Here is a 26,900-nt window from a genome sequence, read left to right as displayed (position 1 = left end):
CATACAAAAAAGCAGGTGAATTTTCATCTGCTTTTTTCTTTGTAAATATTTTATGATATCAATAGATTCAGTTTCTTTGGTATACGGAATTTCCTTCTTTTATCGTTTCAAGCACCTTAATGTTTCGGAGATTTTCAGGACTTATCGTTAAAGGATTCTGATCAAGAATAACAAAGTCAGCCATTTTACCTGCTTTAATAGAACCTTTTTTATTTTCTTCCTGCAACTGATAGGCTCCGTTAATGGTAATCGCTTTTAAAGCTTCCATGGGAGTAATTCTTTCATTAGGTCCTAAGATCATTCCCGAACGCGTCTTTCTATTCACTGCTGCATAAACTGCGGTAATCAGATCAGGTGGTGTAACCGGAGCATCATGATGAATGGTAAACGTAATTCCTGCTTTTAATGCTGAGTTGGCCGGACTTATAAAAGCAGCTCTTTCAGGACCGAAAACACTTGAATAATGCCAGTCTCCCCATAAATACGCATGAGTAGAAAAGTAAGAAGGAATTACCCCTAATTCTTTTATCTTTTGAATGTGGTCCGGGCGGCTGTTTTGCACATGAATTAACGTTGCCCGTAATTCCGGATGGTAAATATTTTCATCTTTTAACCTTTTAATAACCCGTATAGCCTGATCAATGGCGGCATCTCCATTTACATGAAGCTGTGCAGTTATATGATTCTGGAAAAGTGTTTTCAGGTCGTTATATAACGTTTCATCCGTGAAGATGGGAAACCCTTTATAATCTTTAGACTGACCTTCAGGTGGAACTAAATAAGGCTGAGTGAGCCAGGCCGTTTTTCCCTGTGGAGAACCATCATCAGAAAATTTGAACCCAGCCAGTTTCAAGCGGTTTTCATACTTCATATATTTGGGTCTGAAACTGTTGAAATCTTTTTTGAAATATTCATAATCGGGAAAGTAAACAACATCAGCTTTAAAAAGATGTTGAGATGCTGCCTTTTCTAACAGAGCAACACTTTCCCCCATGGTTCTCCCATCACAAATGGTAGTCTGTCCATAGCTGAGCCATTCACCCTGAGCCTTCATCAGGTTTTCCATGGCGTGAGCCTGGGTATCTTTGCCTTTATTCATTTTTTTCGTTAAGGTCAATAAAGCAGTGAAACTGGCATTCTCTTCTAGTTTTCCGTTCAGTTTTCCTGTTTTTTTATCCCTGCCAATGTGTCCTCCTTCAGGATCTTTTGACGACTCTGTTATTCCCAGCAGTTGTAACATGGCGCTGTTTGCAACGCTGGCATGGCCCGAAGCATGAATAATAATAATAGGATTGGTTTTACTGATGGCATCCAGTTCTGTTTTTGTAGGATGACGGTGCTCTGTCATAATCGCATCATCATACCCATTTCCGATAATGGGCTGCTGACCGTTAATTTTATTGTTTTTGATATGGTTTTTAATTGTATTCTGCAAATCTTTGATTGAATTCACCGTGCCATAGGGTTCGGGAGACAGATCTACAGCATCCATAATTCCTGCTCTTGAAGTAAGATGTCCATGAACATCTATAAAACCGGGAAGAAGGGTTTTTCCATTTAAATTAATCATTTTGGTGGCCGGCTCTGAAAAACGTTCTGCCTCCGATTTTGTTCCGGCAAAAAGTATTTTCCCGTCTTTAACTGCTACTGCTTCAACTTGCGGAAGAGAATCCTCCATGGTTATAATAGGACCTCCAAAATAGAGTATTTCAGCTTTTTCTTTAGGTATCTTATTATGACAACTGCTTATGCTTACAGATAAAAAAAGTGTATATAAAATCCTTTTCATAAATAATTAATTCAAATTGTGGTGAGAAACAAATTTACAAAATAATAGATTATTATTAGTGAATTTTATTGCGTGTTTATAATTTCATTATATTTATAAGACTAATCTCAATTTTTTAATATAAAATAATAAACTATGGATCTATTTGTGTTAGTGCCAATTTTTGGTGTCATAGCTTTGCTTTATACATTTCTTCAGAGCAGCTGGGTCAATAAACAGAATGCCGGAAATGAAAAAATGAAAACAATCAGCGGCCACATTGCAGATGGTGCAATGGCTTTTCTAAAGGCTGAATACAAAATCTTAACGTACTTTGTTGTAGTCGTTGCCATTTTACTGGCAGTGATGGGATCAAGTAATGCCAATTCACACTGGAGTATAGGAATTGCCTTTGTAGTAGGTGCTATTTTCTCAGCATGTGCAGGTTTTATCGGAATGAAAATCGCTACCAAAGCTAATGTCAGAACAGCTGAAGCGGCAAGAACTTCACTATCAAAAGCCCTTAAAGTATCTTTTACCGGAGGTTCTGTGATGGGAATGGGAGTAGCTGGCCTTGCTGTTTTAGGATTAGGTGCTTTATTTCTGATCATTAAGCAGATTTTTGCCCCTGAAGCTACCGTAGATTCCCACGAAATGGAAAGAACCATTGAAATTCTCACCGGATTTTCTCTGGGTGCTGAATCTATCGCCCTTTTTGCAAGAGTAGGAGGCGGTATTTATACAAAAGCGGCAGACGTAGGTGCTGACCTTGTGGGAAAAGTGGAAGCCGGAATTCCAGAAGACGATCCCCGAAACCCGGCTACCATTGCAGATAATGTGGGAGACAATGTAGGAGACGTTGCTGGAATGGGAGCAGACCTTTTCGGATCGTATGTGGCGACAGTTCTTGCCACGATGGTATTAGGTAGAGAAACTGTTTCTGATGATGCCTTCGGAGGCTTTGCCCCGATTCTTTTACCGATGCTGATTGCAGGAACGGGAATTATATTTTCAATGATCGGAACTTTATTTGTAAAAATTAATGATAATGAAGGTTCATCCACTTCCAGCGTACAGAATGCATTAAATCTTGGAAACTGGGGAAGTATTGTGATTACGGCTATTGCTTCCTATTTCCTGGTAACGTATATCCTTCCTGAAAAAATGGTTTTAAGAGGACATGAGTTTACTAAAATGGGTGTTTTCGGAGCGATAATGGTGGGATTAGTAGTAGGAACCTTAATGAGTATCATTACAGAATATTATACAGCCATGGGAAAAAGACCGGTTTCCAGTATTGTGAGACAGTCTTCTACAGGGCACGCAACCAATATTATCGGCGGACTTTCCGTTGGGATGGAATCTACTTTACTTCCCATCATTGTACTGGCAGGAGGGATCTATGGTTCTTATCTATGTGCCGGACTTTACGGAGTGGCCATTGCCGCAGCTGGAATGATGGCTACCACAGCAATGCAACTTGCTATTGATGCTTTCGGGCCTATTGCAGACAATGCCGGAGGTATTGCAGAAATGAGTGAGCTTCCCAAAGAAGTACGTGAGAAAACAGACATTCTGGATGCTGTAGGAAATACAACGGCTGCTACCGGAAAAGGATTTGCCATTGCTTCAGCTGCTCTGACTGCTTTAGCATTATTTGCAGCATTTGTAGGAATCGCAGGAATTGATGGTATCGATATTTATAGAGCAGACGTTCTTGCCGGACTTTTTGTCGGAGGAATGATTCCGTTTATCTTCTCATCCTTGGCGATTACCGCAGTAGGACAGGCTGCCATGGCCATGGTAGAAGAAGTAAGAAGACAGTTTCGCGAAATTCCGGGAATCCTGGAAGGAAAAGCACAGCCCGAATATGAAAAATGTGTTGCCATTTCTACCGATGCGTCCATCAGAAAAATGATGCTTCCCGGCGCTATTGCCATCGTTTCTCCTTTATTAATAGGATTTATTTTTGGTCCCGAAGTATTGGGAGGATTCCTGGCTGGTGCTACAGTATGCGGTGTTTTGATGGGAATGTTCCAGAACAATGCAGGCGGGGCCTGGGATAATGCCAAAAAATCATTTGAAAAAGGAGTTGACATCAATGGTCAGACTTATTATAAAGGCTCAGAACCTCACAAAGCATCTGTGACAGGTGATACGGTGGGAGATCCGTTTAAAGATACATCAGGACCATCGATGAATATTCTGATTAAATTAATGTCAATTGTTTCTCTGGTAATTGCACCTACTTTGGCTGTTTTGCATAAAGATAAAATTGAAGCCAATAGAAAAGCAAAAATTGAAAGTCTTACAGGAGTTTCCGGTATGGCATCAGCTGTAAGTGGTGATACTCCGATCATTACTGCTGTTCCCGGAGAAATTAAAGGATATCTTAACGAAAACGGGGACTTTGTGTATGAAACAGGAAATCTTCAGAAAATAAAACTGAATGGAGGAAAAACAATTGCCATAGGTGATGGAAGCCAGCTTTACCAACTTTATAATGTGGTGAAACAAAAAGATAAATCGGCTTTAGATCCCAATAAATGGTACACCATTGAAAACCTTTATTTTGAAACAGGTTCCAGCGATCTGAAAGTGGAGTCCGCACTTCAGCTCAATACGCTGGCAGAAATTTTAAATGCTTATCCCGATCTGAAAATAAAATTGGGCGGATATACAGACAACAGTGGTAACGAGGACAGTAACCTTAAATTATCCAATCTGAGAGCGCAGACAGCCAAACTCAAACTGCTTGAGCTAGGTATTGCAGCAGACAGAATAGAAGCAGAGGGATACGGATCACAATATCCTGTATGTAAAGCCAATGATACTGATGAATGTAAAGCAAAAAACAGGAGAATTGATGTAAGAGTATTGGCTCTTTAAAATCAATGTAGAAATAGTACAAAAGCATCGCCCTGGCGGTGCTTTTTTAGATTATAAAACGAAACTCACACAAATAAATATCTACAATCATCTGTGAAAATCTGCGCAATCTGTGGTTAAAAAAAGCATCTGTGCGATCTGTGGGAAAAACAACTGCAGCAACATCAAAGATTCCTTTTCAAATGCTCCAGAGCCTGAATGATCAATTCATCTTTTTTAGCAAAACTAAACCTTATATAATCCGAATTCTGTCTTGAATTATAGAAAGCAGAAAGTGGAAGGCAGGAAACTTTTTTCTCTATCGTAAGCCATTTTGAAAACTCTACATCTGTCATGCTTTTAGAAATACTCCTGAAATTTACAACCTGGAAAACACTTCCTTCCGCTTGTTGTTCGATCTGAAAAGGGGTTTCCTTCATCATTTCATTAAAAATATCTCTTTTCTTCTGCATGAGTTTTTTATTGATAAGCGGATCAAATACATCAAGATATTTGGCGATGACATATTGTGCCGGAGCATTGGCACTGTAAGAAATATACTGCTGATGGCATTGAAATTTCGTTGTTAACGTTTCAGAAGCAAGCATATAGCTCACCTTCCACCCGGAAGTATGAAACATTTTGCCAAAAGAAAAAATACAGAAAGTCTTTTCCCTAAGTTCAGGATGAATAAAAGAACTGTAATGTTCTGTCTCATCATAACAGTATGTATCATATATTTCTTCGGAAATCAAATAAATATCACGGTTTTTAATCAGTTCATAAAGCATGTCCCAGTCTTCTTTTTTCCATACTTTTCCCGTTGGATTCTGCGGGGAATTGACAATGACTGCTTTTGTCTTTTCCGTAATACATTTTCTGAACAGCTCCCAGTTAATCGTAAAATCATTATCAAGATCATAATAAACAGGAATTCCGCCATTCATTACAACAGCAGGTCCGTATGTATAGTAGGAGGGTTGAATAATAATAACTTCATCACCCTGATTCAGAATTGATTTAAGAGAAGTATATAAACCAAAGGTTGCACAGGGGATAATAGTGACTTCCTTAGCAGAAACTGAAATTGTATGGGTTCTTTGGGCATTGAAACGGATAATACTTTCAATCAGAAGAGGATTTCCGGCAAGAGGTTCATAATGATGGGTATTCTCTTCGGCAGCTTCTTTTAGAAAAGCCTTCAGACGTTCATCAATATCAAAATCGGGAAGTCCCAGAGAAAGATCAAAGCTTCCATGGCGGGCTGCCAGTTTTGACATTTCCGTGAAAAAAGAGTAATGAGTAAATCCGTAAATTTTATCCACCTATTTTGTATTTTAGTCAAATATAATGAAATTTAAGTATCAAATTATATTTATAACCTATATGTTGTTAGATTTGTAATGAACTGTATATTATTTTATCCAGTTGATTATTGATGCGGGGATTCAATAAAAATTGTTATTTTTAAGAAATTTATTCTTTATGAAAAAAATACTTATCCCGTTATTGGCCATGGCGGTAGTAACCAGTTGCGGAACGGCAAAAATAGCTGACGGAAGTGCGCCACATTCTGTTTCAACAAAACATAACAAAGCATTTAACAATGCCTATAAAGAGATTAATGCAGAGGATTTAAAGAAAAACCTGTACGTTATTGCAGCAGATGATATGGAAGGGCGCGATACCGGAAGCAAGGGGCAGAAAAAAGCGGGTGAGTATATGATTAATTATTACAAAAATCTGGGTATTGCAGCTCCTAAAGCATTAGGATCATACTATCAGAAAGTGCCGTCTGAATTCATGAAGAAAAGAGGAGGCGGCAATCTTCCTGATTCTGAAAATATTTTAGCGTTTATTGAAGGAAGTGAAAAACCGGACGAGATTGTAGTGGTTTCAGCACATTATGACCATGTAGGTACAAAAAATGGAGTGGTATACAACGGAGCAGATGATGACGGAAGCGGAACCGTCGCTATAATGGAAATAGCCAAAGCGTTTCAGCAAGCTAAAAAAGCAGGAAAAGGGCCTAAAAGATCAATCCTGTTTCTCCATGTTACAGGAGAAGAACATGGACTTTTCGGTTCAGAATATTATTCCGAAAACCCTGTTTTTCCATTGGCCAATACTGTTGTTGATCTTAATATTGATATGATCGGACGTGATGATCCTGCCAACAGAGGAAAACAATATGTCTATGTGATTGGCTCTGAAATGTTAAGTTCTCAGCTTAAAGTAATCAACGAAGCGGCAAACAAAAGAACCAATAACCTGGAACTGAATTACAAATATGATGACTTGAATGATCCTGAACAATTGTATTACCGTTCAGACCATTATAATTTTGCCAAGCATAATATTCCTGTAGCATTTTTCTTTGATGGTATTCATGAAGATTATCACAAACCGGGTGATGATCCGGAAAAAATTGATTATCAGTTGTTGGAGAAAAGAACCCAGCTTATTTTTACCACAGCATGGGATATTGCCAATAGAGAAGAAAGAATTGTTGTTGACAGAAAATAATCACCAATTTTAGATTACACTGAAATACATTGGTAAGCCCAAAGGCATAAAGTATCTTTTATTTATAGCGCTTTGAACATGATCAAATTTTATCGAAGATAAAATCCCTGCGCCTTAAAAACTTCATCATAAAATATTTTGCGCCTTTGCGTTTACCAACAAACCATCAACATGAAAACCATAATCCGGGAAGCAAGGCCAGAAGACATTCCACAAATACAGATTGTGAGAAACGCTGTGAAAGAAAACACGCTGTCAGATCCTGGATTGGTTACCGATAAAGACTGTGAGGAATTTCTGTTCCAGAGAGGGAAAGGCTGGGTTTGTGAGGTGGAAGATCAGATCGTTGGTTTTTCCATTGCAGATCTGAAAGAAAACAATATCTGGGCGCTCTTTGTACATCCTGATTTTGAAAACCAGGGATTGGGTAGAAAACTTCATGATACCATGCTCAACTGGTATTTTGAACAAAACAAAGATTCCGTATGGTTGGGGACCTCACCAAAAACAAGAGCTGAGATCTTCTACAGAAAATCAGGCTGGAAGGAAGCTGGAACTCACAGAAACGGAGAAATCAGGTTTGTAATGACTTATGAAAACTGGAAAAATAAAAATATGATGTCCCAAAAATTAAAATCCATCAGACCTTTTATCGGAGCACAAAACTTTGAGATCAGCAGAAGTTTTTACAGAGATCTGGGATTTGAGGAAGTTGTTCTTGAACCGAAATTATCACTGTTTGTAAAAGAAGAAATAGGCTTTTACCTTCAGGATTATTATGCAAAAGATTGGGTGGATAATACCATGATCTTTATGGAAGTTGCCGATACAGATGAATTCTGGAAAGAACTCTTGTCTCTGGAGCTTACAGAAAAATATGAAAATGTGAGGCTTACTCCTGTAAGAACAATGGATTGGGGGAAAGAGTGCTTTGTACATGATCCGTCAGGAATATTGTGGCACTTCGGTGAGTTTTTTAAGAGAGAAATATGATTTACGCATTTGATACCTATTATTATGAGGATTATGCCAATACCGTGTGTATTGCATTTGAAGACTGGACCTCTGAAAAAGAAGTGGAAACGTTTATAGAACAAACTCCTGTGAGTTCAGAATATGAAAGCGGAGCCTTCTATAAAAGAGAATTACCCTGTATTGTAAGCCTGCTGAAGAAAATTACATTAAAATCCGGAGATATCATTATTGTGGATGGATACGTCACTTTGGATGATCACGGGAAAATTGGCCTGGGTGGTCATCTGTATGAAGAACTGGAAGAAAAGTATCCTATAGTTGGGATTGCAAAAAATGAATTTACAACGCCGGATTTCCAGCGGAGAAGCGTATTTCGTGGAGAAAGCAAGACTCCGCTATTTGTTACTGCCAGAGGAATGAGTGTAGATGAAGTTCAGTCGAAAGTAGAGCAAATGCATGGGGCTTACAGGATTCCTACATTATTAAAAAAACTCGATCAGCTAAGCAGAGCATAAATAATAAAATCTTACCCAGAAAGTAAGATTTTTTACTTCTTGTTAATATACCGATTGGTATATTTTAACTATCTTTGCTATATTCCTTTGTCAAAATAAAAAAGGATTTTTTTTAAAACAATAATATACCGGTCGGTATATTTAAAAATAAAATCTATGAAAGAAGTATTTATAGTAGCAGCAAAACGAACCCCGCTTGGTGGTTTTATGGGAAGTCTGTCAGGATTAACAGCACCTCAGCTGGGGGCTTTGGCCATTCAGAATGCTTACGAAAGTATCGGACTTGCTCCGGAACATATAGACAGTGTATACATGGGAAATGTGCTGAGTGCCGGATTGGGACAATCGCCAGCAAGGCAGGCGGCTATCTTTGCCGGAATTCCTGTGGACAAAGACGCTACCACAATCAACAAAGTTTGTGCTTCCGGAATGAAATCGACAATGATGGGTGCACAGCAGATTCAGCTTGGGATGGATCATATTGTTATGACGGGAGGAATGGAAAGCATGAGCAACGTTCCGCATTATGTCAAAATCCGCCAGGGAATAAAGCTGGGAGATACCAATCTTACGGACGGATTGATTAAAGATGGACTCTGGGATGTCTACCATGATTTCCACATGGGAAGTGCAGCTGAATTGGGTGTGAAGAAATATGGACTTACCAGACAGGAGCTTGATGATTATGCCCTTCTCTCATACCAGAGAGCTCAGGAAGCGGCAAAAAACGGCAAGTTTGGCAACGAATTGATCCCAATATCCATTGAAGGGAAAAAAGGAACTGCAATCGTTGATAAAGACGAAGATATTGATAAGCTGATCCCGGAGAAAATTTCCTTGTTGAAACCTGCATTTGAAGAAGACGGGACCCTCACAGCAGCCAATTCCAGCAATCTGAATGATGGTGCTTCTGCCATAATATTAGCCTCTTCAGAAGCTATAGAAAACCATAACCTGAAACCTTTGGCAAAAATAATAGCCTATGCAGATGCTGCGCAGGCACCGGAATGGTTTACTACTTCACCTTCCATCGCTATTCAGAAACTGTTGAAACAAACAGGTCTCAATCTGTCAGATATCGACTTTTTCGAGATTAATGAAGCGTATTCCTCAGTCATTTTATCCAATCAGAAAATCCTGGGTTATGACCTGAACAAAGTCAATGTATATGGAGGTGCACTGGCATTAGGACATCCGATCGGTGCTTCAGGAGCAAGAATTATGACCACTTTAGTGAATGTTTTACACCAGAAAAAAGGGAAGTATGGAATTGCCGCCATCTGTAATGGAGGAGGAGGCGCTTCTGCCGTTCTTATTGAAAGTATAGGCTAAAAGGGATAAAATACTTTAGATTCCAATTATTATATTAAAAAAAGATCTTTCTTAAAGTTAAATTTGAGAAGGATCTTTTGCGTTGGTAACAGATTGATTATCCATTGGTCAAACAGAATATTCAATGATTACAGGCGAAGGCTTATAGCTCTATTTTTATTAAACTGATAAATATCATCACATTCTTATTTTTATTCATTCTAAATAAATATAAATTTGTCCCAAGAAATTGACCCAAGAAAATGAAAAAAATAACTACTCTTTCTGGTATTGTACTTGCATCACTGACGAATGCGCAGCTGCAATATTGTATGCCAACCTTTCAGTATGGAGCTGACAGTAATATGATCAGTAATGTGACTTTCGGAACGATTAATAATTCATCACCTGTTCAGTCCTCCAATGCACAAATTTATGAGAATTTTACGGCAATCTCCACAGATCTGCATTCGGGAAGTTCTTACCCAATCTCTGTACAAGGTCCTTCCAGTACATTTCCCAGCGATGTAGTTGTTTTTATAGACTTTAATCAGAACGGAAATTTTGATGATGCAGGAGAGAGTTTTTATATCGGAAGACTTGATGCCGCTAACCCGGCCAATGCTTTTACAGTGAATAATACCATAGCAATCCCGGCCAATGCTGCCAGCGGAAGTACTAGAATGAGAGTTCTTAAAAACACCAATGTTCAGGCTTATTCAAATCCGTCAGCCGCTAATTCTATAAGCTCAGCTTGCGACAGCAGTTTAAGAGCAGGGCAGACGGAAGATTATACAGTGAATATCATTGGAAATACGGCGAGTTTCCCGGCTCCTTATTGCGGTACTGAAAATATTACAAGCTCAACCGTGAGTGAGATCAGTACGGTAGAATTTGCCGGAGTTATTAGAAACAGTGCACTTGACGGGAATTCTGATGTACTTGAAAACTTTACAGCAACAGTTTTCAATGTGAACCGTGGAAATAGCTATCCTATAAATATTACAGGTGGTACCCATGGTCAAACCACCGTATCCGCTTATGCTTATATTGATTTTAACCATAATAATCAGTTTGATGCCGATGAGCAGTTTAATCTGGGATATCTGGATAATTCGAATCCGGTTCCCGGCCATCAGTCCGGGGTGACAACAGGAAATATCACCATTCCGGCAGGAGCACAGTTGGGACAAACCCGTTTCAGACTGGTAAAAGCCTATGAATCCAATTCATGGATGGGAGCTTTGAAGAATCTTCCGTGTCCTTCAGATTGGTTTATTGGCCAGGCAGAAGATTATACTATAAATATTCAGCCTGAGAGTCTTTCGACCCTTGAAGTTTCCAAAGAGGCATCAAATCTTGCTACAATATATCCAAATCCTACCGCTAATTCTGTAACAATCAAGATGAAAGAAGGATTGGAGAAATATGAAATTTATAACATGTCCGGACAAAAGATGCTGGAAGGTAATTCGATGACGATTTCAATGGACCGTTTTGTTTCAGGAACTTACTTGATCAAAATTCATACAAAAAATCAGAAAACAGTCACAGAAAAGATTATTAAAAAATAGACACATCATATCTAAATCATATCCATATCAATTTTTGTTTTTTAATCGACAGGTCTTTTACCTGTCGGTTTTTTTTGCTGGTTTTAAGCTTTTATATTACGATTCAGATCCCAGTAAATCCATCAAATCCTGTTTAGACAATCCCTTAAGTTTCTTTCCATCTGTAGTCAGCAGATTCTGAGCCAGTTCTTTTTTCTTCTTTTGAAGGGTAAGAATCTTTTCTTCTACGGTATTGGAGCAGATCATCCTTACCGCAATTACATTTTTGGTCTGTCCTATACGGTAACTTCGGTCAATAGCCTGGTTTTCAGCGGCGGGATTCCACCATGGGTCAACAAGATAAATATAATCTGCCTGGGTAAGATTGAGACCGACACCTCCGGCCTTTAAGCTGATTAAAAATACACGGATATCTTCATTGTTCTGAAAATGAGCTACTTTTTCACCTCTGTCTTTCGTTTGACCTGTTAAATATTCAAACTGAATATTGTAGCGTTCCAGCTCAGTCTTGATCAAATCAAGCATGCCTACAAACTGTGAGAAAACAAGGATTTTATGATCTTTTGACTTTCCAAGGATTTGCTCCATCAGAATTTCAATTTTAACGGCATTTTCACCTGAATATCCCTCTTTCATCAGGACAGGGGAATTACAGATCTGTCTGAGCCTCGTAAGTCCTGTAAGAACGTGCATGCTGTTTTTGTTAAGATCATCGTCATCATTGGCGGCAATAAACTCACGAAGTTCTTTTTCATAAGCATCATAAATTTTGCGCTGTTCCGTATTCATTTCACAGTAGATTACTGTTTCAGTTTTCTCCGGAAGTTCTTTGGCAACCTGTTTTTTTGTTCTTCTGAGGATAAATGGCTTTATCTTTTGCTGAAGCTCCACGGCACGTTTGCTGTACTCGAATTTATCAATTGGAATGGCATAAATATCCTTAAAATACTGTTTACTTCCCAATAATCCGGGACAGGCAAAAGAAAGCTGGCTGTAAAGGTCAAAGGTGCTGTTTTCAACGGGCGTCCCCGTCAGTACAATTCTGTTTCTTGATTGGAGAAGTCTTGCGGCTTTGTATCTTTCTGAATCAGGATTTTTAATCACCTGTGATTCATCCAGAAAAACATAATTGAAATTAAAATTTTTCAAAAATTGAATGTCAGAAAGCAGCATCCCATAGGTGGTAAGGACCACTTCATAGTCAGGCATATGAGCTGTTGTTTTCGGTCGGTCTGCCCCATAATGAAGCAGAACTTTTATGGAAGGTGCAAATCTGCTGATCTCTTCCTGCCAGTTGAAGAGCAGAGAAGTAGGAACCACAATCAGGTTGGTGGTATGGCCTCTTTTTTTCCTCTGCGAAAGAATAAAAGCAATGATCTGAATGGTTTTTCCAAGCCCCATATCATCTGCAAGACATCCTCCGAAGTTGAAACTGTCAAGAAAATTAAGCCAGTTCAATCCGTCATGCTGATAATCTCTCAGCTCAGCATTCAGCTCAGCGGGAACAGCTACTTCCGGAATGTTCTTTACTTTTGAAAACCTGGCGGAATAGGAGGTAAGTTCTTCCTGAATCTCCTTGCTCAGAATTTCTTTTTCAAACAGCGACGTTACCTCCGAAAAATTGATTTTCGGAATCTTTAAAAGCTCTTCATCAATTTCTCCCGCTCTGAAGTAAGCAGCTATCTTTTCCATCCATTCTTCGGGAAGAATTCCCATGCTGCCATCATCCAGCTGGACAAATTTACTCTTATTCCGGATGGCCCGGTGAAGCTGTTTCAAAGAAGCTTCTTTAGGTCCAAATCCTACTTTCAGCTTAGCGTTAAACCAATCCAGTCCGCTGGTAATCTGAATATTGATTTTTGCCCGGTGAGGATTTAATTTATTGTTTTTTAATTCGTTAAAGCCAAGTATGGTAATTCCTTCGTTTCTCCAGGTCTCAAATGCTTCAAGAAACCAGTTGTTATCCAGGAACTTATCCCTGTGGAGATAAAAATACTGGTAGCCGTCCATCTGATCTTCAAAATCAGGATGCTGCTGCATCACCAAAGAAGTAAAACGGGCTTCAGCTGATTCGTTTCTTTCTATTTTAAATGGATTTCCATTCTGATCGGTATCAAAGAGCTGCTTCCTGGAATAGACTGGAACTTCCACATCACCGTATTTCATGACGGGAGTAATTCCTATATAATTTTCCTGCTGACGGAGATAAATGACTTTTTCAGTCTGATAATTCTTGTCTTCAAGCTGTACTTTCGTTGCGGGTTGTATATAGCTGTAATTAATATGGATACGCTCTTCTAAAGTAGACAGGATGTCCTGCATGAAAGCTTCATATTTTGAAGAATGAACCAGTAAAATTTCATTATGAGCCTTAAAGAACCGGATGATTCTGAGCATGTCCGGATTGTCTACAAAGCTGAAAATGTTTCGGTTATATACAAAATACTCATTTCTGAGAACTATATTTTTAAATGGAAGAGCAATGTCATTAAACAACAGCTCTCCGGTGATTTCAAAAAACGGATCTTTCTTAAGTACAGATAATTGAACCTCCGCATCTAAAGTATTTAATTCAATAAAGGAAAGTGACTTTGAGGAAACGGTTTCTGCGATCTCCCTGTCATGATAATAGACCTCAAGCTCCAGAGGATTCTGTACAATGAGCCTTAAAGCTTCCAGTTCTGCCGTATTGTAATCTTCATTATAGTTGTTCTGAAAAGTAGTAATGGCAGTATAAAATTTGATGTCTGCCGGTTTCTCTGCTTTCCAGATAAGCTGCATAGCATCTACAGGAGTTACGGGATTTTTGAGCTTTCCTGTCTGTGTTATTTCTGCCTCCATCAGAGAGAAGGTCATATGATTGTAATAACGGTGTTTACCGATAACCAATATCTGCTTTTTACCCGATTCCAATACTGCCAGCTCATCCAGTTTAGAAGGAAGCTGAGGAAGAAGATCCCTTGTCAGCATCACATCATCTGCAGGAAGCATTTCTTTGATTTTGGGCAGTATTTTAATTTTACCTTCAGTAAATTCCAGTTCAAAATACTGATCCAGATCCGGCTCATTTTCCAGACCATATTCTTTTGCTCTGGGAAGAAAGGTTTTTTTGCGGAGTGCGTCATCAAAAAACAGGCGATAGTTTTTATCCTCAATAATGCAGTGGATTATTTCTGCCTGATGAGAACAAAGCTGGTTCTTTTCATTGCTGCAGGTGCAGGAACAAAGCAGAGTGCTGTTTATTTTGCTGATGGTAACCACCGGAAAATCCTGTAATGAAGACTCTTTTGTAAATATTCCTGTATTATTTTCAATAGCCACAGGATAGATCTCACGAAAATCCCTGATCCCGATAAACGTACTGTCTGAGGTATGTTTCAGCAGGTCATATACGGAAAGTGTACTGATATTGATGTTGTCAAGAATATATTCTGCCATAAAAATAGATCGGGACAAACTTACAAAAAACAAATGTATTGAAGAATCCGTTTTGGCTACACCTTACCCCATTTTGGCAACTCCGGCGTTTCTTCTAATGCTGAACTTTGTCCTGTAATTTTAAACCAAGAAAAATGAAAACAATTTTTATAACAGGTGCTTCTACAGGATTAGGAAAAGCAGCTGCCCAATTATTTCAAAACAACGGATGGAAAGTAATCGCCACTATGAGAAACCCTGAAGCAGCAGCTGATCTTGCGGCTTTGGAGAATGTAACTGTACTTCCGCTGGATGTTACCAATCCGGAACAGATTAAGTCTACTGTAAAGCAGGCTCTTGAACTTGGAGACATCGATGTGGTGTATAATAACGCGGGATATGGCCTTATAGGACCTTTGGAAGCGCTTTCTGATGATCAGATCGTCAAACAGCTTGACACGAATTTATTAGGGGTTATACGCGTTACACAGGCATTTATTCCTTACTTCAGAGAACAGAAAAAAGGTATGTTCATTTCTACAACGTCTATAGGAGGACTGGTAGCATTCCCATTGGGTTCTACTTATCATGCAACCAAGTGGGCGCTTGAAGGGTGGAGTGAAAGCTTAGCTTTTGAGCTTAATACTTTGGGAATTGATATTAAAACTGTTTCTCCAGGAGGAATCAAAACGGATTTTGTAAGCCGTTCTCTGGACTCAGCATCCAGTCCTGCTTATGAAGAGATGACGAATTCTTTGTTTTCTAAAATGGAAGGAATGATGGAAGCGGCATCTACACCGGAACAGATTGCAGCAGTAGTTTATGAGGCTGCAACAGATGGTAAAAAACAACTGAGATATGTGGCCGGAGAAGATGCTAAAGCCATCTATGCACAGCGTCTTGAACTAGGTGATGAAGCATTCAGAGAGCAGTTCGGAAAACAGTTTATGTAATCAGGTTTTTGAAAGACAGTATAAGTAAATTACATTTGTACTGTCTTTTTCACCCAATAATTTATAATTTTATATTATGGAAAAAAAAGATAATATTCCCCTGAAGATCTCATCCATATCAGAATTGCACGATATGCTGCAGCTGCCCAAGCCGCTTCATCCGTTGGTAAGCCTTGTGGATAATACGAAAATGAGTATCAGAAAAGATATGCTGAAGAGAAGCTTTATCCTGAATTTCTATAAGATCTCGTATAAATATTCCACGGTGGGAAAAATGGGCTACGGCCAGGGATATTATGACTTCAATGAAGGAGGCATGATGTTCACAGCACCCGGACAGGTTCTTTCCACCGATGAGAATGCAGAATACAGCGGGTATACTTTGCTGGTACATCCGGATTTTATCAGAAGTTATCCTTTGGCAAAGAATATCAAAAACTTCGGTTTCTTTTCTTATGATACGAATGAAGCACTGCACTTGTCTGATCAGGAAAAGACAACGATAACAGGCTTGTTGGATAATATTGGAAATGAATTAAATACAGCTATTGATGAAGTGAGTCAGGACGTTATTGTTTCTTATATTGATGTGCTTCTCAATTACAGCAACCGTTTTTATAAAAGACAGTTTATTACCAGAAAGGCAGTCAATAATGATGTGCTGGCTAAAATGGATGTGGTGCTGGAAAAGTATTTTAACGAGCAGGAAACATTAAATAAAGGGCTTCCAACAGTGGAGTTTCTAGCATCCACACTCAATCTGTCACCCCATTATCTGAGTGATATGCTTCGTAACCTTACCGGATTGAATGCCCAGCAGCATATTCATGAAAAACTGATTGAAAAGGCGAAAGAATATCTTACTACCACAGGTTTTTCTGTATCTGAAGTAGCGTATGCTCTCGGATTTGAACATCCGCAGTCTTTCAATAAGCTGTTTAAAAAGAAAACCGATAAAACACCATTGAGTTACAGACAGTCTTTCAATTAAATAAATACAAACACCTGGTTCAAATATCAGGTGTTTTTTATTGTGTGCTTTTTAGCCAACACTTTGTTTTTCTTTAATCAAAGCTTCAATTTTAAATTTTGCAGTGGTCCATTCATCATCCAAAATACTGTAATAAGCCGCATTTCTTGTGCTTCCATCCCTGAGAACTTTGTCTTTACGTAAAATACCTTCAAATACACCACCGATTTTTTCGATCGCTTTTCGTGATCTGAAATTATCGTCTTTCGTTTTCAACTGTACCCTGTTTGTTTTCAGCACATCAAAGCAGAAGGTGAGCAGTAGTAATTTGCATTCCAGGTTGATGGCTGTTCCCCAGAACTCTTTGGTGATCCATGTCCATCCGATTTCCAGTTTTCTGTCTGCAGGATATATTTCAAAAAAGCGGGTGGAGCCGATCAGTTTTCCGGTTTTTTTATGTCGTATGACAAACGGGTACTGATTTCCGGTTTCTCTTTCTGATAAAGCGAATTCATAAGTTTTATAAAACATCGTCTCCTCTGAACAGTCGGTAGGAATGAGTTCCCAAAGTTCTTTATCTGATGCGGCAGTATATAATTCTTCAAAATGCTGTTTTTCAAGAGGAATTAATTCAACTGTTTCCCCTTCCAAAATGGTTGGATAAGCAATCCATTTTTCTTTCATGGCTCATTATTTATACAACGAAATTAATGAAAAAGTTATTTAAACATTATAAAACCACAAAAGACACAAAAGCTTTTTAAACACTTAAACTATTTAAAGTTATATGCTTTGTGTATAAAAGTATCCTAAAGTTTTGTTGAAAATCAAAGATTTTCATCTTATGTGAACTTAATTACACAGTATTTCCTTAAACTTTCTAAAGTATACCAAAGTGTTTAGAAAATAAAAACTTTTGTGACTTTTGTGGTTAAGTTTAAACAGACTTGAAAATAAAAATTTGTGTTCAAAAAATAAAGTGATTTTCCACCATAATGAGGTCGGCAATTTCATTAATTGGTCAAAATGGAACATAAAAATGACAAAAATGAACTACATTTTAATAGCGCAGCGTGTCTAAATTTGCAAAAAGGATTTTATTACCCTGTTATAATGAACGAGACCCCATCTTTTAATGCAAAAATGCCGACCGCCTGTTTTTTACTATTCTTTGCCCACGGGCTTGTTTTTTCCTCCTGGGCGAGCCGGATTCCTATCATTAAAACTGCTCTTTCCATTACTGAAGCACAGTTGGGAACGCTGTTGCTTCTGATGCCGATAGGACAGCTGTCGACGATGGTTCTGGCCGGAAAACTGATCAGCATCTACGGAAGCAGCGGAATTATTAAAAGATGCTTTATGCTGTATCCTTTTTTTCTTCTCTTAATTGGCTTATCACCTTCTTATTGGACTTTAGGGGGCGTTCTGTTCTTTTTCGGCGTGTCCGGGAATATGTGCAATATTGCCATCAATACACAGGCAATTGAGATAGAATCTATCACGAAAAGAACCCTTCTTTCTTCATATCACGGGGCATGGTGCTTTGCAGGGCTTACAGGGGCTTTAATCGGGTTGCTGATGATTAATCTCCATGTAGGAACTTTTTATCATTTTCTTTTTATTTTCATTCTGGTAGGAATACTTTGGTTTTACAGTACAAAAAATCTGACCAATATTATTCATAAAGCAGAACCGCAGACCCGTTCCATTTTCAAAGCGGTGAATCCTACACTGATTGGTTTGGGAATTATAGGCTTTCTGAGTATGGCGATTGAAGGCGCAATGTTCGACTGGAGCGGGGTTTATTTTCAAACTATAGTTAAAGCACCTGAAAACCTTGTCATACTGGGATATACAAGTTTTATCTTAATGATGACTTTAGGTCGTTTTATCGGGAATAAAATCATTGAAAAATATGGGAAAAAGATCGTTCTGCAGTGTTGTGGACTGCTGATGAGCAGCGGACTTTTCCTAAGTGTTTTCTTTCCGGAACTGTGGATCTGCATTATTGCCTTTATGATTATTGGCCTTGGAAGTTCCCTGAGTGTACCTTCCGTTTACAGTACAGTAGGAAAAGTGAGTACCGTAGCTCCGAGTATTGCTTTGTCATTTGTTTCCAGTATTTCATTTTTAGGATTTCTGATGGGTCCGCCTCTTATCGGATATATTGCAGAAAGTTTTGATCTTAGATATTCCTACGGACTTTTTGCCTGCTTTGGAATTTTACTGGCGGTTATGGCGGGGCAGATGAAAGTCTTCAGGAAATCATAATCAATTTCTTTTTAAGGGGTTTTTTGACATCTTTTAAGCGTTTTTTGACATGTTCTGGCTCATGATCGTTACCTAATCTTGCATTGTAAAATACTTTTTATCTTTATTAAAAATTTCCTTTTATGAAGCCGGTCTCAGGAATTGTATCAGAATCTGTTATTGACCATTCTTTTTCCGTAAAACGATTGGAAGATGATCTCCCGTATTTCGTGAATTTTGTGAGGCTTAATTATCATCACATTGTAATGATTGAAAAAGGTAAAGGAGTACTGGTGATAGATGAGCGCTCTTTTGATATTACAGATCAGGAAATTTTTTTACTCTCAAAAGGCCAGATCTGCAGATTTGAAAATGATGCTGAAGTCTGTGGCTATCATATTTCCTTTGGCGATTGTTTCTGGGAAAGAGTTCCTTCCAGTGCAAGCAATTGCAAGGCTGTTCTGTTTAATAATGCTGCTGCGAATCAAAAACTGATACCGGACCAAGCTGAAACAGATGAATTTTTAAACTTATGTAAAAACTTATTGACGGAATACAAAGCAACATCTTATAGCAATCAAATGGATGTACTGGCGGCCTATTTAAAAATCATGATGATCAAGCTGGCGAATGTAAAAATGGTAAAAGAGGATACTTTTGACAGTCAGGATTATATCATTTACCGCAAGTTTATGGAATTGCTGAGCAGTCAGTATCATAGCCTTCACGCCGTGAATGATTATTCGGAAAGATTGAATATTACGCCAAGAAGGTTAAGTGAATTGTGTAAACGGTGTTCTGATAAAAGTGCTAAAGAAATCATCAACGGACAGATTATAGCAGAGGCAAAAAGACTTCTTCAGTTCAGTTCCCATTCTGTAAAAGAGATTGCTTATCAGCTTCATTTCGGTACATCGGAGCAGTTCAGCCACTTCTTTAAAAAAAATACGGAAATATCTCCGGCAAACTATCGCAGTAAGTTCATTCATATCGGAATATAATTTCGACGGAAATTTTGACATCTTATTGGCATTTATTGATATTCCGAAGCATTTCTAATCAGGATATCTTTGGATAAAATTATATAAAGATATGTCAGTACATCGTATGAAAGAAGTTGCGGGAATCATCATCCCGGACAGTAAAATTGCAACAGAAGCCACAGAACTTCTATTGGAACACGGAACAGAATTTATCTACAATCACTCTATGCGTGTTTTTCTATTTTCTTCCTTACATGCAAAACGTGAAAACAAAGCGCATGACTCGGAACTATTGTATGTAGCATCCGTATTTCACGATCTGGGGCTTGTTTCTCATTACAGCAGCCCGGATCTGAGATTTGAAGTAGACGGAGCCAATGCAGCCAGAGACTTTTTGAAGGGTCATGGTATTGCTCAGGATAAACTTCAGCTCGTTTGGGACACAATTGCCCTTCACACTACCATTGGAATTGCGGAACATAAAGAAAATGAGGTTGCTTTAATGTATTCAGGAGTGGGATTGGATGTGATGGGCGAAGGCTATGAAAACCTGAGTGCGGAACATCGGGAAGAGATTATCAGAGCTTTTCCGAGAAATGATTTCAAAAAGAAGATTATTCCTACATTTTTCGGTGGTTTTGAACATAAAACCGAAACTACTTTCGGAAATATAAAAGCAGATGTATGTGCCTTCATGATCCCAAATTTTGAAAGGAAAAACTTCTGCGACTGTATTTTACATTCTCCATGGTCTGAATAGGAAAATAGCTCTTTCAAAAAATAAACAGCCCCGGACATTCCTAGATGATCAGGGCTGTTATGGTTTATATCCAGTTTTCTATAAGATGAAGCCAGAGTGCTTTTTCTTTATCAAGCAAAAATACCGCAGATGATTTTCTCTTAGTCAGGACTTCTCCAGTGACCTGTGTTTCAATATAGGCAGCAAGTCCGTGATGCGCAGAATGATTCACTTCAATATTTTCAACCTGAAGACTTCGCTCAGGAAATTTTCCAAATACAGTTGGAAGCCATTCTTCAAGCATAGATAGGGTAACAGTATCTCCGTTTCCATTAATCAATTTAAAATCTTGTGAAAATCCGGCTAATAACTCCTGATAAAGACTTTCCTGATTTTCGGCTTTCCCCTGAAACCATTTTTCGATATTCCCGTGGAATTCTTCTATTTCGCAAATGATCTTTTCTGTATTATTCATAATTAAATGTATTATATCTTTTGATTTAAACTTATCTTTTAATTAATAATTTTGCTTAATCTGTTTCGTGCCCAGAGCCCAGCCAGCTGAAAAATACCTATCATTCCTACAGCGGCTGCAAAGGCTTCTGTAAACCCCAGAATTGGGATCAGATTAAAGAACAGCGTACCAATAACAGCTCCTCCGGTGACGCTCCCAATCTGAATACCAATACTTACCAAACCTGAAGCCTGCCCGGCTTTATCTTTTGAAACCAGGGAAATGGCCGTCCGCATCATGACCGGCATAATCGTACCATGTCCAAATCCGGCAATAAACAATGTCAGATGAGTCACAAATGAGGGTTTGTGCTGAAAATAAAAAACAGCTGCACTTATCAGAAATCCTGTCATTAACAATCCTAATCCTATATAGATCATTTTGGATGCGTTTAATTGTACTCTGGAAGTAACCAATGGTGCCAGAAAAAAAGCGAGACCATAAGGAATGATGGCAAATCCTGTCTGCATTGAATTTTGATGAAGAAACTGCTGAAGATAATAAGGATAGCAAATAAATAAACCAGCTGTGAAATTATAAAAGAAAATAATCAGAAGACTTAATGCGAAAGGTTTCTGCTGCAATAAAGCCGGCTCTATAAGTATGGGGCGATTATCTTTGAGCTGTTTCTTCTCGTGTTTTAAAAATAAAATTATTAATACGATTCCGGTGACAAATATTCCGAAAATCCACCATGCCCATTCGAATTTCTGGCCGAAAATAAGAGGGCAGATGAGAAAAAGTAAGGCAATAACTAATAATAAAGCTCCCACAAAATCAATACCTGTTTGTTCTTTCGGGGTACTGTTGCTCATAGTAAAATGAATGCCCAGAATACAGATAATGGTAATTGGCACATTGACAAGAAACACCATTTCCCAGGAAAAATTTCCCCAATGCATGCTTAAAAGAATTCCGCCAAATAACTGTCCGATCACCGAAGCAAGACCAAATACCGAGCTGAAAATACCTACGGCCTTAGGCTGTTCCTGACTGTTGAAAAGGTCTTTTATAGAAGCCAGTACCTGTGGAGCAAGCAGTGATGCACCAACACCCTGAAACAATCTGAAAGTAATTAACCATGTAACATCCGGAGAAAAAGCGCAGGCAAGAGAGGAAAACAGAAAAGTATACAATCCTGCTATAAATATCTTTTTACGTCCGTAAATATCACCCAGGCGTCCGCCACACACAACAAGTGCGGCATAGGTGAGTCCATAAATGGCTATAACCATCTGAAGCTGATGATCACTGGCGTTCAGTGATTTTTTGATGGAAGGCAGAGCCATATTAACAATAAAATAATCCAGTGGTGAAAGAAAAGCACCTGCAATCAGAAAGTTGAGTGCCTGCCACCGTTTCGGATGTATGTTCATATTTTTTTGAGCAAAATTACCTCCTTTGTGTTCTGTTAAAATTGTACTTTTGGAGGAAAATACAGTGTGTCATGAAAGGATTGCCTCTTGAAGAGATTGATGTAAGAGAATTAGAACTGAAAGAAGAGATTGTACTTAAAACAAACACTTTTCTCTCATTCGTTTATATTGTGAAGGGAAAAGGATCGCTTACTTATGATGGGCGAAAGATTAATTTTTCGCAGGGCAAGCTTTTTATTATTCCACAAAAGGAGGTCTATCGTTTTGAAAGTGAGTCTGCCCAGCTTATTACAATTCAATGCCCGGTGGAGTTTATTGATAAAATCCGTTTGGAAGCCGACCGTATTGAAAGTTGTGAAAATTTGTATAAATTACAATATATCAGTCATAATTATCATGCAAGAGCAGGCTGTGTCTTCAGAGATAAAAATGATGAACAATTTGCAGAAACCCTTATTCTGCAAATTGCAAATGAATTCAAAAATAAGGCGGAAGATTATGTAATTATCCGTAACTGCATGTCGATCCTTCTGAACCTTATTGCCCGGAATATCATTCAGAGTGAAACTTCAGATCTGCAGGAAAACCGGAAAGCTTTCTCCATCATGAAAATCATTGCATATATTCAGCAACATATAAAAGACCGTGAGAAAACCGGAATTCAGACTATTGCCGGTCATTTTGGGATTTCCGGGAATTATTTCGGAGAATATTTTAAACAGCAAACCGGAATTTCTTATCAGGATTATCTGCTGGACTATAGATTAAAACTGGTGGAAACCTATTTAAAATACAGCAGTGTCAGACTCAGTGAGATTGCCTACGAGCTCCAGTTCAGTGATGATAGCCACCTTTCCAAACTGTTCAAGAAATACAGAGGAGTAACGCCCGGAGAATACAGGAAAAGTTTCAAGTAAATATCTTTAAAGAAGAAGGCTTTTTTATTAGGTTAAAATTTGATTTCAAAAAATATAAAGTGAACTATATAGTTGACTTTATATTTTTATATATTTACATCAAATATATTTCAGATGGATTTTGACTTTATTAAAGAACTAGGATATAAAGCTTTGGATAGCAGACTGAAGAGAATCAGTGACCGCATGTCTCATGATGTCCGGAAATTTTACAAAGAATTCGGGATTGATGTGGAGCCCAATTGGTACCTGGTTTTTATGTTGCTGCAAAAAAAAGGTGAAATTTCTATTACCGATATCGCTGAACCTTTGGGATATTCGCATCCATCCGTTGTGGCTATCGTCAAAAAAATGAGCGAAAGCGGTTATCTCATCATCAAAAAAGATAGTGTAGATAAGCGAAAGCAGATCATTTCATTATCTCCCAAAGCCATTGATATGCTTCCTCAGCTGGAACAGATCTGGGACAGTTGTGAAAAAGCAATTCTTAAGGTATTATCAGAAGATCTGTCAATTTTCACGTATCTGGATCATATTGATCAGGAATTAAAAAATGAATCTTTTCACCACAGGTTTAAACAGGAATATTTAAAATCAATTCAATCATGAAAGCATTACTTCTCATTACAGCATTTCTTTTTTCCACAAATCTGGTTTCGGCAACAGAAACGAAAATCATGATCAGAGCCAAAGCAAGAGATGCCAAGTTTATCGGAACTTCATTGGGCGGCGCGCATATTATCATCAGAAACAAACTTAATCAAAGGATTCTGGCAGAAGGAAATACCACAGGAAGTACGGGAAACACGGATCTGATTATGAAAACTCCCAAGATCAGAGGAAACTCCATTGCAGATGAACAGACAGGAGGTTTTATGGCTGCCATAGATATTGATGAACCCACATTTGTGAATATAGAAGTAGTTTCTCCTTTGAACAGCAAGCAGGCACAGGCGGTGGTAAGTACAGAGCTATGGCTGATTCCCGGGAAACATATTTTAGGAGAAGGAATTATCCTTGAGATTCCGGGGTATATTATTGATATTCTGAAACCAAGAACCCATCAGTATATTGCTTTGAAAAGTATTAAAGATAAACCTTTCCTGTTTCAGGCCAATATTGTGATGATGTGCGGATGTGTCATTGATAAAGGAGGCGTATGGAATTCTGATGAAATAGAAGTGAAAGGAATCCTGAAGAAAGACGGGAAATTGGTGAAAAATGTAGATATGTCGCTGGTTTCAACCAATCTGTTTGAAGGAAGTCATATCATCAGTTCTCCCGGAAATTATGAGCTTGTTCTGTATGCCTATCATGAAAAAACAGGAAATACAGGCGTAGATAAGGTCAATTATGTTGTTTTCGAATAAATGAAACTCAATATTTGGGAATGAAAAGAGACTTCGGAAAAGTCTCTTTTTTTATGCAGAACAAATTATAAAACCTGAAGCTCTTTAAATACTTCAATAATGGCTTCAATAAGTGCTTTATCTACATTTTTTTCGGAAGCAGCATCGGGGAGAAGAGCTCTTAAGTCACCGTGATCATCACGCTCAATAACGACTTCGGTTCCGTCTACATCCACGTACAGTTTGTATCCATAAGAGAATGTGGCAAGCTTTCCGTTGAAAAGCAGTTCTTTGCCCTTATAGGTTACCGGTACTTCAAATTCTTCCATGCGTAAGCTTCTATTATAATTAGGGCAAATGTCGGAAAATTTTAATTCATATCATCATATAAACTGTAATGATAAAGCCGGACCATGCAAATTATTAAAAATATTAATGTAGTAAATCTGTATATTTATCCTTAGTTATGGAGTCATTCCCAAGCAGGAATGATCAATGAATTTGAATTAAGGAATTATGAAAGATACAATCACCATTTTCTGGTTCAGGCGCGACCTGAGATTGGAAGACAATATCGGACTCCATCACGCTCTGCAGTCTGATGCACCGGTACTACCTATTTTTATATTTGATACTGATATTCTCGGGAAGCTGGAAGATAAAGAAGACCGCAGGGTTGATTATATCCACCAGGCTTTGACGGATATCAATATTTCATTAAAAAAGCATCACTCAAAAATCAATACCTACCATGGTAAACCTATAGAAATATTCAGGAAATTGTCTGAAGAATACACTATTAAAGGTATTTTCTGCAACAGAGATTATGAACCTCAGGCGATTGAAAGAGATAAGGAAATCTATTATTTTTTCAAAGAAAAGAATATTCCTTTTAAAGCCTGTAAAGATCAGGTGATTTTTGATAAGGATCAGATTGTTAAAAAAGACGGTTCGCCTTATACGGTTTACACTCCTTTTGCCAAAAAGTGGCGGGAAGCCTTAACTCCTGAGCATTACCAATCTGTTGAATTGGATTGTAAGAACCTCTTTCAACAGAAATATTCTGAGATTGTGGCATTAAAGGAAATAGGTTTCAAAAAAACAGATTTTGATTTTAAAAAACCGGTTCTGGAGGCGTCTATTATTGATGATTACGATAAGTACCGTGATTTTCCGGCATTACAGCATACCACACAGCTCGGAATTGCTTTACGCTTTGGAACCATCAGCATCAGAAAGTGTGTGGCTTTTGCATTGAAGCATAATGCGGTATGGCTGTCCGAGCTGATCTGGCGTGAATTTTTTATGCAGATTTTATATCATTTCCCACAGGTGGTTCATCAGTCTTTCAAAAAGCAGTATGATAATATCCACTGGCGGAATAATGAAAAAGAGTTTAAGCACTGGTGTGAAGGAACCACAGGGTATCCGATTGTAGATGCCGGAATGAGGGAACTGAATGAGACAGGCTATATGCATAACCGGGTAAGAATGATTGTAGCGAGCTTTTTATGCAAACATCTGTTGATCGACTGGCGTTGGGGGGAAGCGTATTTTGCATTAAAACTGAATGATTATGACCTGTCTGCCAACAATGGAAATTGGCAGTGGGCTGCAGGCTCGGGATGTGATGCTGCACCTTATTTCAGGGTTTTTAATCCAACGGCTCAGGCAGAAAAATTTGATAAAGATTTACTGTACATCAAAAATTGGCTCCCTGAATGGAATACACCAGCATATCCATCACCCATAGTAGAACACACCTTTGCCCGTGAAAGAGCTTTATCAGAATACAAAAAAGCTTTGGCATAAATACCAGGTATCAGCAAAATGCCCGGTAACAAATTGTCACCGGGCATCAACCAATTGATATTAATATGAAAAGTTACTTACAG

Annotated in this window: 22 protein-coding genes; 15 read left to right on the top strand and 7 right to left on the bottom strand. The window is 38.3% G+C overall.

What is annotated here, in order from left to right; all coding sequences use genetic code 11:
- Nucleotides 1-67: 67 nt before the first annotated feature.
- Nucleotides 68-1,789, bottom strand: a complete 1,722-nt coding sequence (locus AC5YGI_RS07835; RefSeq protein ID WP_496167955.1) for an amidohydrolase — start codon at nucleotides 1,787-1,789, stop codon at nucleotides 68-70.
- A 135-nt stretch (nucleotides 1,790-1,924) separates the two neighbouring features.
- Here AC5YGI_RS07835 and AC5YGI_RS07830 point away from each other — a divergent pair, with 135 nt between their 5' ends.
- Nucleotides 1,925-4,657 (top strand): sodium-translocating pyrophosphatase, encoded by a 2,733-nt coding sequence (locus tag AC5YGI_RS07830; protein ID WP_454510074.1) that lies wholly within the window; start codon nucleotides 1,925-1,927, stop codon nucleotides 4,655-4,657.
- Nucleotides 4,658-4,821: 164 nt separating this feature from the next.
- Here the strand turns inward: AC5YGI_RS07830 and AC5YGI_RS07825 are convergent, their stop codons facing one another.
- Nucleotides 4,822-5,961 carry an aminotransferase class I/II-fold pyridoxal phosphate-dependent enzyme gene (locus AC5YGI_RS07825; protein WP_496167954.1) on the bottom strand — a complete coding sequence of 380 codons (1,140 nt, stop codon included), beginning with the start codon at nucleotides 5,959-5,961 and terminating at the stop codon, nucleotides 4,822-4,824.
- 160 nt (nucleotides 5,962-6,121) lie between these two features.
- Here AC5YGI_RS07825 and AC5YGI_RS07820 point away from each other — a divergent pair, with 160 nt between their 5' ends.
- The 5 genes from AC5YGI_RS07820 to AC5YGI_RS07800 all read left to right on the top strand — a co-directional run bounded on the left by AC5YGI_RS07820 (nucleotide 6,122) and on the right by AC5YGI_RS07800 (nucleotide 11,537).
- Nucleotides 6,122-7,162, top strand: a complete 1,041-nt coding sequence (locus AC5YGI_RS07820) for a M28 family metallopeptidase (protein WP_496167953.1) — start codon at nucleotides 6,122-6,124, stop codon at nucleotides 7,160-7,162.
- A gap of 171 nt (nucleotides 7,163-7,333) precedes the next feature.
- Nucleotides 7,334-8,155 (top strand): GNAT family N-acetyltransferase, encoded by an 822-nt coding sequence (locus AC5YGI_RS07815; protein WP_496167952.1) that lies wholly within the window; start codon nucleotides 7,334-7,336, stop codon nucleotides 8,153-8,155.
- Nucleotides 8,152-8,652, top strand: coding sequence for an endonuclease V (locus AC5YGI_RS07810; RefSeq protein ID WP_202842580.1), 501 nt, complete (start codon nucleotides 8,152-8,154; stop codon nucleotides 8,650-8,652). Before AC5YGI_RS07815 ends, AC5YGI_RS07810 begins: the two co-directional genes overlap by 4 nt.
- Before the next feature lie 156 nt (nucleotides 8,653-8,808).
- The gene (locus AC5YGI_RS07805; RefSeq protein ID WP_496167951.1) at nucleotides 8,809-9,984 is read left to right on the top strand and encodes an acetyl-CoA C-acyltransferase; all 1,176 of its coding nucleotides are present in this window, start codon (nucleotides 8,809-8,811) and stop codon (nucleotides 9,982-9,984) included.
- Nucleotides 9,985-10,226: 242 nt separating this feature from the next.
- Nucleotides 10,227-11,537, top strand: coding sequence for a T9SS type A sorting domain-containing protein (locus AC5YGI_RS07800; protein WP_496167950.1), 1,311 nt, complete (start codon nucleotides 10,227-10,229; stop codon nucleotides 11,535-11,537).
- A gap of 96 nt (nucleotides 11,538-11,633) precedes the next feature.
- Here AC5YGI_RS07800 and AC5YGI_RS07795 read toward each other — a convergent pair whose 3' ends face one another.
- Nucleotides 11,634-14,975, bottom strand: coding sequence for a DEAD/DEAH box helicase (locus AC5YGI_RS07795; RefSeq protein WP_496167949.1), 3,342 nt, complete (start codon nucleotides 14,973-14,975; stop codon nucleotides 11,634-11,636).
- A 134-nt stretch (nucleotides 14,976-15,109) separates the two neighbouring features.
- Here AC5YGI_RS07795 and AC5YGI_RS07790 point away from each other — a divergent pair, with 134 nt between their 5' ends.
- Both AC5YGI_RS07790 and AC5YGI_RS07785 read left to right on the top strand, forming a co-directional pair.
- Nucleotides 15,110-15,907 (top strand): SDR family oxidoreductase, encoded by a 798-nt coding sequence (locus AC5YGI_RS07790; protein WP_227942818.1) that lies wholly within the window; start codon nucleotides 15,110-15,112, stop codon nucleotides 15,905-15,907.
- A gap of 76 nt (nucleotides 15,908-15,983) precedes the next feature.
- Nucleotides 15,984-16,898, top strand: coding sequence for a helix-turn-helix domain-containing protein (locus AC5YGI_RS07785; RefSeq protein WP_330746210.1), 915 nt, complete (start codon nucleotides 15,984-15,986; stop codon nucleotides 16,896-16,898).
- 51 nt (nucleotides 16,899-16,949) lie between these two features.
- Here the strand turns inward: AC5YGI_RS07785 and AC5YGI_RS07780 are convergent, their stop codons facing one another.
- Nucleotides 16,950-17,561 (bottom strand): GNAT family N-acetyltransferase, encoded by a 612-nt coding sequence (locus tag AC5YGI_RS07780; protein ID WP_330746211.1) that lies wholly within the window; start codon nucleotides 17,559-17,561, stop codon nucleotides 16,950-16,952.
- A gap of 429 nt (nucleotides 17,562-17,990) precedes the next feature.
- On the opposite strand from AC5YGI_RS07780, the gene AC5YGI_RS07775 reads away from it, so the two are divergent.
- The 3 genes from AC5YGI_RS07775 to AC5YGI_RS07765 all read left to right on the top strand — a co-directional run bounded on the left by AC5YGI_RS07775 (nucleotide 17,991) and on the right by AC5YGI_RS07765 (nucleotide 20,870).
- On the top strand, nucleotides 17,991-19,148 hold the full coding sequence (locus AC5YGI_RS07775) for an MFS transporter (RefSeq protein WP_496167948.1): 1,158 nt from the start codon (nucleotides 17,991-17,993) through the stop codon (nucleotides 19,146-19,148).
- A gap of 122 nt (nucleotides 19,149-19,270) precedes the next feature.
- Entirely contained in the window at nucleotides 19,271-20,128 is an 858-nt protein-coding gene (locus tag AC5YGI_RS07770) for a helix-turn-helix domain-containing protein (protein ID WP_330746213.1), read from the top strand.
- Between the two features lie 91 nt (nucleotides 20,129-20,219).
- On the top strand, nucleotides 20,220-20,870 hold the full coding sequence (locus AC5YGI_RS07765; protein WP_330746214.1) for an HD domain-containing protein: 651 nt from the start codon (nucleotides 20,220-20,222) through the stop codon (nucleotides 20,868-20,870).
- Nucleotides 20,871-20,934: 64 nt separating this feature from the next.
- On the opposite strand, the gene AC5YGI_RS07760 is transcribed toward AC5YGI_RS07765, so the two are convergent.
- Entirely contained in the window at nucleotides 20,935-21,324 is a 390-nt protein-coding gene (locus AC5YGI_RS07760; protein ID WP_330746215.1) for a hypothetical protein, read from the bottom strand.
- A gap of 38 nt (nucleotides 21,325-21,362) precedes the next feature.
- Nucleotides 21,363-22,739, bottom strand: a complete 1,377-nt coding sequence (locus AC5YGI_RS07755; RefSeq protein ID WP_330746216.1) for an MFS transporter — start codon at nucleotides 22,737-22,739, stop codon at nucleotides 21,363-21,365.
- A 71-nt stretch (nucleotides 22,740-22,810) separates the two neighbouring features.
- Here AC5YGI_RS07755 and AC5YGI_RS07750 point away from each other — a divergent pair, with 71 nt between their 5' ends.
- The 3 genes from AC5YGI_RS07750 to AC5YGI_RS07740 all read left to right on the top strand — a co-directional run bounded on the left by AC5YGI_RS07750 (nucleotide 22,811) and on the right by AC5YGI_RS07740 (nucleotide 25,026).
- A complete protein-coding gene (locus AC5YGI_RS07750) occupies nucleotides 22,811-23,656 on the top strand; it encodes a helix-turn-helix domain-containing protein (RefSeq protein WP_496167947.1) in 846 nt (281 codons plus the stop codon).
- Nucleotides 23,657-23,770: 114 nt separating this feature from the next.
- The gene (locus AC5YGI_RS07745) at nucleotides 23,771-24,265 is read left to right on the top strand and encodes a MarR family winged helix-turn-helix transcriptional regulator (protein WP_496167946.1); all 495 of its coding nucleotides are present in this window, start codon (nucleotides 23,771-23,773) and stop codon (nucleotides 24,263-24,265) included.
- On the top strand, nucleotides 24,262-25,026 hold the full coding sequence (locus tag AC5YGI_RS07740) for a hypothetical protein (RefSeq protein ID WP_496167945.1): 765 nt from the start codon (nucleotides 24,262-24,264) through the stop codon (nucleotides 25,024-25,026). The genes AC5YGI_RS07745 and AC5YGI_RS07740 overlap by 4 nt, the downstream gene beginning before the upstream one ends.
- Nucleotides 25,027-25,091: 65 nt before the next feature.
- On the opposite strand, the gene AC5YGI_RS07735 is transcribed toward AC5YGI_RS07740, so the two are convergent.
- Complete coding sequence (locus tag AC5YGI_RS07735; RefSeq protein ID WP_496167944.1) at nucleotides 25,092-25,334, bottom strand: hypothetical protein; 243 nt, start codon at nucleotides 25,332-25,334, stop codon at nucleotides 25,092-25,094.
- 187 nt (nucleotides 25,335-25,521) lie between these two features.
- Between AC5YGI_RS07735 and AC5YGI_RS07730 the strand changes: the two genes are divergently transcribed.
- Entirely contained in the window at nucleotides 25,522-26,817 is a 1,296-nt protein-coding gene (locus AC5YGI_RS07730; RefSeq protein ID WP_454510083.1) for a cryptochrome/photolyase family protein, read from the top strand.
- Nucleotides 26,818-26,900 lie beyond the last annotated feature (83 nt).

It is taken from the genome of Chryseobacterium sp. CS3K3.1 (assembly GCF_059515165.1).
This window is presented reverse-complemented; position numbering and strand designations above follow the sequence as displayed.